The 6,167-nt window shown below is 38.6% G+C and carries 5 protein-coding genes; 4 read left to right on the forward strand and 1 reads right to left on the reverse strand.

Translation table 11 applies throughout. The features are described from left to right. The first annotated feature begins 795 nt into the window (after positions 1-795). The 4 genes from AB4484_RS04450 to AB4484_RS04465 all read left to right on the forward strand — a co-directional run bounded on the left by AB4484_RS04450 (position 796) and on the right by AB4484_RS04465 (position 4,853). Positions 796-1,500 (forward strand): hypothetical protein, encoded by a 705-nt coding sequence (locus AB4484_RS04450; RefSeq protein WP_102300454.1) that lies wholly within the window; start codon positions 796-798, stop codon positions 1,498-1,500. 604 nt (positions 1,501-2,104) lie between these two features. Next, positions 2,105-2,635: a replication/maintenance protein RepL gene (locus AB4484_RS04455; protein WP_102300453.1), complete on the forward strand. Its 531-nt coding sequence runs from the start codon at positions 2,105-2,107 to the stop codon at positions 2,633-2,635. Positions 2,636-3,052: 417 nt separating this feature from the next. Next, the gene (locus AB4484_RS04460) at positions 3,053-3,937 is read left to right on the forward strand and encodes a type II restriction endonuclease (RefSeq protein ID WP_198593466.1); all 885 of its coding nucleotides are present in this window, start codon (positions 3,053-3,055) and stop codon (positions 3,935-3,937) included. A 1-nt stretch (position 3,938) separates the two neighbouring features. Next, positions 3,939-4,853 carry a DNA cytosine methyltransferase gene (locus tag AB4484_RS04465; RefSeq protein ID WP_102300451.1) on the forward strand — a complete coding sequence of 305 codons (915 nt, stop codon included), beginning with the start codon at positions 3,939-3,941 and terminating at the stop codon, positions 4,851-4,853. A 95-nt stretch (positions 4,854-4,948) separates the two neighbouring features. Here the strand turns inward: AB4484_RS04465 and AB4484_RS04470 are convergent, their stop codons facing one another. Next, the gene (locus AB4484_RS04470; protein ID WP_102305256.1) at positions 4,949-5,632 is read right to left on the reverse strand and encodes a hypothetical protein; all 684 of its coding nucleotides are present in this window, start codon (positions 5,630-5,632) and stop codon (positions 4,949-4,951) included. Positions 5,633-6,167: the final 535 nt, after the last annotated feature.

Below are 6,167 nucleotides of genomic sequence, written 5' to 3' on the forward strand. Positions count from 1 at the left end.
TTTCTATTGTCGGGGTATCACGCCACCGAACTCCTATTTCTTCCTAGCCTACGGCTCACTGCTTAACAGTTTTCAGGGGACCGAGATTCCAAAGCATCTCCCTTACTCAAAAGAAATATTCACCGTTCATTACCAGAGTCTCTCACTCATGGCTTGATACCACTTACCCAAATGCAACGTCTACCGATGCAATGACAGGCTTGAGCTATACAGCGATCTAACGAGCTTGCGCCCCTTAGTACCAAGTGTTCCAGTTTTCACCTCACACCCCTAGTATCTCTCGATACTCTCAGCAGCCCACCCGTTGGGAGTGAGTTCGACCATTTCCAGCCGCCCTCACTACGGATTTTCACCGTTTCAATACAAACAGGAGTCACACTGTCACCAGTGTCTCCGTTTCCGTGTCGCCCAATCTTCCTTGACCCTCAAGGGATTGGGTCGAACAGGGGAATTACACCCCCGAGCGCCCGTCGTAGCCGTACGAACCCAATTACGGGTATACGGCTTCGGCAACACTGTTTGTAGGATGGCAGCCCTACAAACTCTAGCGATTGGCTGTCGCTATTTTTAAGTCAGTCAGCTTTAAGCTGATGGGTCACTGTTCGATTGGCATCGTCCAGTAAGCTTTCTTTTCAAATCATTAATGACTTGGTTTGTGTGAAGCAAGTTTCCCCACTTCACCGAGAATAATACGTGAATTTTCGTATTTTCCTAGCAGTACATAGGAATCTCTTTTGCCGTCCTCTCAACCTCCTTATAATATAACGTGGTCTCAATAACCTAAAATTAACTACCATGAATTACGTCATCCATAATCATAAATCTGATCTGATGAAGACCATCCAAAGCACCGTTGCTAAATCTGGTGGTCACCGTTATGTCTATGAACAAATTCCAGAAAGAAAACTCAAAGCCGTTTTATTCAAATGGGAAGACCGGTATCAAATTAATGCAACAAAACAGCAACGTTGGTATGCCAAAAAGAAAGGGAAAGCTAACAGCACCGTTATTCTTTTTCGTGATAAGAAGTGCAAATATTTTGACGTTTGGTTATTTGTTAGTGATGGAGAAGGGATCGTTGCTCAATCTGAAAGCCTTAAAAGTGTTACTGATAAACGAACCCGAGTGACCATCACTGGGTATGAGCTCGTCAGGCAAACACAAACAGTATTGAAAGGGGACAACTACTTACAAAAAAAAGCAAGATACACCAAAGAAAACAAACCTCGTTGGACATGGCGAATTAACCCTGAACACTACACATTATGGGAAAAGCGAATTCAGAGAGCTATTCGAAGTAAAAACAATCAAAAAATTGAACAATGCTATTTTTTACTTCAAACCATGCCTTGTTTTGCTGAAATGAGGAAGCAAGCCTACCAGTTATTTAAACTCTTCAAAGCTGAATACCAACGAGCCTTTACCAAAGAATACGATAAAACGTTAGGGAAATCGTTTTACGGACGATTCAAATCACCCCGAACATCCCCTTTAAAATAAAAAAGCATTCTGTAGGGTGCGAATAAACACCCTACTCGCTAAAAGCACTCCTCACGCAGTCTAAATCTTATGTTCGCTTCAAGTCAGATTTTCGCTTCGCTCGTTTAATGACTCCTCGCACAGCTCGTCATGCCCATTTCCTGCGCCTGTAACGCCCTGTAAGAGGAATTAACAACAAGGGGAATACCTTTGCTTGAGTTTAACAAATAAAGACGCTTAGAAGCGCAAATCTGTGTGTCAAAGCGATCAGCGTTTTCCGCTTGCGGAAATTGTCCACAAATTTGTGATTCTGAGTGTCAGACAACTGAACGAAGTGAAGGCGTCAGAACATCCTTCTTAGTTCTGATTAATCTGATACAGATAAGAACTAAGAAGGGAAATGGCTGTAGCCCCCATAAAACCTAGACCGATTTTTCAGGATCGGTTAACCCCGTTATCAGGATCAGTTAACCCCGTTATCAAATAGTTGGTTTTTTTTGATAACGGTTGTTTTTTCTTGATCCTCTGGTTATCATAAAAGCAGCTTAACATGATAACAGTGATATCAGGAAAAGATTAGCCTGTTATCAGTTGCCACTTACTTTTTGATAACGGTTGGTTCGAGATGAAAGCAAAGGAAGTTCGATACGATATAAACCCTTTTATTGAAGATATGGTCATTCCCATTGGAACTAAAAGTGTGAAGCTTTCACCTTTAGGAAGGGATAATAATGTACTGATCAATGAGGATACTGGTGAGGTTAGAGGAACTCATATAACAACGTATAAAAAAGTAGACTCTGAGAAATTTGTTAAAGTATTCACAGCAAACATTGCTCTTACTTTTAACTTGAAGGCTGCTGGTATTAAGAGTTTTAATGTTTTGATGTTTGCTATTCAACACCAATCAATCAATAAAGATAGAGTGACGCTTGATAGGTACATCCTTGAAGATTTCCTACAGGAGCATGACGTTCGGTTATCTTTCCCTACATTTATGCGAGGTCTGAAAGAGCTTGAGCTCGCACAGATAATAGCCAAGCATAAGAAGAGAAGTGATTATTTTATTAATCCAAATTTTGTCTTTTCAGGTGACAGAATCGCCTTTACAACGGTCATAGAAAGAGAAAAGTCGATAGAAAAAAGCGATTATTAGTTTTAAGCATTACAGTGCTATTTTGGTCTAAAGCAAGTAGATGTTAATTCGTGCTGTAAATTGCTCTGAAATCGTCACAAACTTACAAGGCGTTATGGAATCATATCGCCTTGATCAAGTGTCCAAATTCTTTGCTAAGAGCGTTTGAGGGGCTCTGAGTCGTATTTTTGTTAGCTAACTCGCCTGTTTAACATAATAGGAATAATGAACACCAAAAAAACGGCTATGTTATGACAAGCTCTATTCTGGGTTGTCTGTTAAGGCGTGGGTATATTCCCTTACGTTTTGATTCTGTATTACAATGCGTGAGCCAATTAAAGCAACTCTAGTACTTACCTTGTGCTGATTAGAGTTCTTATAGAAAAGGGGTGGTCTTAGACCACCCCTTTTCTATCACTATTTTTTTGATTGAGTTGAATGATGAATCAAGACTTAAGTTACCTCACAGAAATCCCAAAATCAGAACAAAGTGCCTTTGATGATTACATTCGAAAGGCGCGTAAAGAGTTTATCAAATCTCCAAAAGAGACTGTCGTAGATGTTTTATCCGAAAACAAATCTCTAATGACTGAGTTGGAAGACAAAGGAAACGTGTCTCTTGTCATTAGGACACTGAGAGAAGAAGCTTTTAAATCATTTTTAATGCAAGAATCGAAAATGAATGCTTTTTTACTTAAGCACATATCGGAAAAATTTTCTGTTCCAGAAGAAAGGTTTGAACACCTATGTCGTGTTTTTGAAGAGAGTAAAAGTGATTTGAAGCATAAGCTTCGTGAATTTTTTGGTGACTATTCAGGACAAATATACCCTTATATATACAGGTTATCATTAAGTAATACTCAATCAAGAAGATCTCGAGCTGGTAAGGTTTTTGAGGGGATTGTTTATGGTTTGTATGATGCTTTAGGTTATCCCTATGAGTCACAAGCTACAGTTGGTTCTCAAAACTTTAAAACTCAAAGGTTAGGTAAAATTGTTGATTCTTTACTTCCAAATCTAGATTCCTTTGAACAGCGTAGAGATAAAGTTGTTATAGGGACAATGAAAACTACTCTGAGAGAGCGTTGGCAGGAGGTAATTGAAGAGATCAATAGGACTGGTTTACCAAGCATTTATCTATTAACAGTAGATGAAGATATTAGTGTTTCTAAAGTTGAGCAGATGGCGAACCACAATGTGATTCTTGTTGTTTACAAAACAGTAAAAATGGATGAAAAGCTTATAAATAAAAGGAATGTAGTAAGTTTTGAAGACTATCTGTTTGATGAAATCCCTCAAGTTTTAAAGTATTGGCAAAAGTAGTATGAGTTTTAAGTTTATAGATTTATTTGCAGGAGTGGGTGGTATCAGGACTCCTTTTAGTGAGCTTGGTGGAAGTTGTGTGTTTTCTTCTGAAATTGATAAGTTCGCAAGAGAAACTTATCAAGCTAATTGGGATGAAGAACCGCATGGTGACATAACAGAGATTGCTCCTTCAGATATACCTTCATTTGATCTGCTTTTGGCTGGGTTTCCTTGTCAGCCTTTTTCTCAGGCCGGTTTACAAAAGGGTTTTGATGATACTAGGGGAACATTGTTTTTTTACATAGCTGAGATCATTAAACACCATCAACCAAAAGCGGTTTTACTGGAAAATGTAAAAAGACTAAAAACTCATGACAAGGGTAATACTTACAAAGTCATGAAGAAATCTCTTGAAAACTTAGGCTATACAGTATCAAGCGAAGTTTTGGCTGCAAAAGACTTTGGTGCGCCTCAAAATAGAGAGCGGATTTATATAGTGGCTTTAAAAAATAGTGAAGAGTTCGATTTCCCTGAGCCAACGTTCGAGAAGACTTCTGTTGGTAGTATTTTGCAAGATCATGTTCATGATAAATATACCATTTCAGATCGGCTTTGGGCTGGGCATAAAAGGCGGAAATTAGAACATAAGGCAAAAGGTAATGGTTTTGGATACAGTCTATTTAGCCATGATTCTGCATATACCAATACTATATCTGCTCGTTATTATAAAGATGGGTCAGAGATACTAATTGACCAAGGAGATTCAAAAAACCCGAGGAAAATAACACCTCGCGAAGCTGCAAGGCTTCAAGGTTTTTCTGATGATTTTAAAATAGTTGTTAGTGATGTTCAGGCTTATAAACAGTTTGGTAATAGTGTATGTGTTCCTGTTGTAAGAGCTATAGCAAGAAAATTAGTCCATCATTTAACGTAACGACACTTAATGCGTACCCAGATTTAGACACAAGAACGGCTCCCGATTGGGAGCCGTTCTTTTATGAAGTTAAGCCATTGAACACGATCGGAATATTACTGCCCGCTTTGGGATTCTGAAGACTTGCTAGTTTCTTTTCCATTACCTGCGGAAGACTGACCAGTCGATGTTGTTCTTACACCCGGAGCCATTTGCATTGATGGTATGTCAGCACTTGCTGTTGCTAGCTTTCCACTCGGGGCAGTTTGCATTCTTAACATATCTGCGCTATCTGTCGTTATGACATTATGGATTGTTTTTTTGTTGGACATCGTTTGATTCTCGACATTTAGAGTTACAAAAAGAACTACAAATGTTATTGCGAAGCAAAAAGAGATACCAGTGGTTATATTGAGATATGAGTTAAATTTTAGGTATGGATTGCTTTCGGCTTCTGCGCTTATTAAAGCTTGAATGTAGTATCTCTCAGCAATTTCTAATTGCTTACTTATTGCTTTATTGCTGATCTGATAGGCTATTATTGATGATATTACGGTTATTAAAAATAAAAACCATGAGGCCTGTATAAGAAGCAAATACGAAGATTTTTCTAGTGGTGTGATGAAACGTATCGCGGTTAAAGATAATGCTAGACCAGAAGCTGATAGGGATAAAACTGCCTTATCATAGCCTTCATTATTAAAGAGTTGTCGTTTAGAAAGTTCCTCTCGGAATTTGTCGTATATTTCTTTGCTTTCCTTCTGTTCTTCCTCTGTACGGGTAAACCTTTCATTGCTCAAATATAACTCCTTTGAAGTTGATGTGTGGTCATTCTAAATAGGATTATAACAGTATGCTTGTGTCATTATATTTAACGTAAGTTCACTTAGTGCGAACTGCACGAACTTCGCCCGACAACAAGATGTTATCGGGCATTTTCGTGAATATTAGATTTCGTGCTAGTGATAATTAATGAAATTTTAATTAGTTAAAACAAAAGCTTAAGCTTTCGTTGTGTGTAATTAGTGCAATTGTTATTTCATGTAAAGAATCTTACCATCGGTAACACTCTCTCATTTTCGTACTTGCCTGCTAAAAACTTAAAAAGACAGCTCACTGGACGATGCCACTCGACCAGTGATTGATAAAAGCGATTTCTCGCCTGACTTGTGTGTTACCTCGATCTTTCAGGTTCTTATTGGTATGGCTGCCAGCCACATTGTATCCAACTCAACAAAGGCATTCGGTAATATCACCCTTTGTTTTTCGCCCCTACTTAATCAATCTCCCTCGCTTCATTTCTCCAAGTCGTGCCAACGAGCCTGTCACTGAAAT

Source organism: Vibrio sp. 10N.261.46.A3 (assembly GCF_041472995.1).
Lineage (GTDB): Bacteria > Pseudomonadota > Gammaproteobacteria > Enterobacterales > Vibrionaceae > Vibrio > Vibrio coralliirubri.

Coding starts and splice junctions, on each gene's coding strand:
- AB4484_RS04460 (WP_198593466.1), top strand. CDS start 3,053: ATGATGAATCAAGACTTAAGTTACCTCACAGAAATCCCAAAATCAGAA.
- AB4484_RS04465 (WP_102300451.1), top strand. CDS start 3,939: ATGAGTTTTAAGTTTATAGATTTATTTGCAGGAGTGGGTGGTATCAGG.
- AB4484_RS04455 (WP_102300453.1), top strand. CDS start 2,105: ATGAAAGCAAAGGAAGTTCGATACGATATAAACCCTTTTATTGAAGAT.
- AB4484_RS04450 (WP_102300454.1), top strand. CDS start 796: ATGAATTACGTCATCCATAATCATAAATCTGATCTGATGAAGACCATC.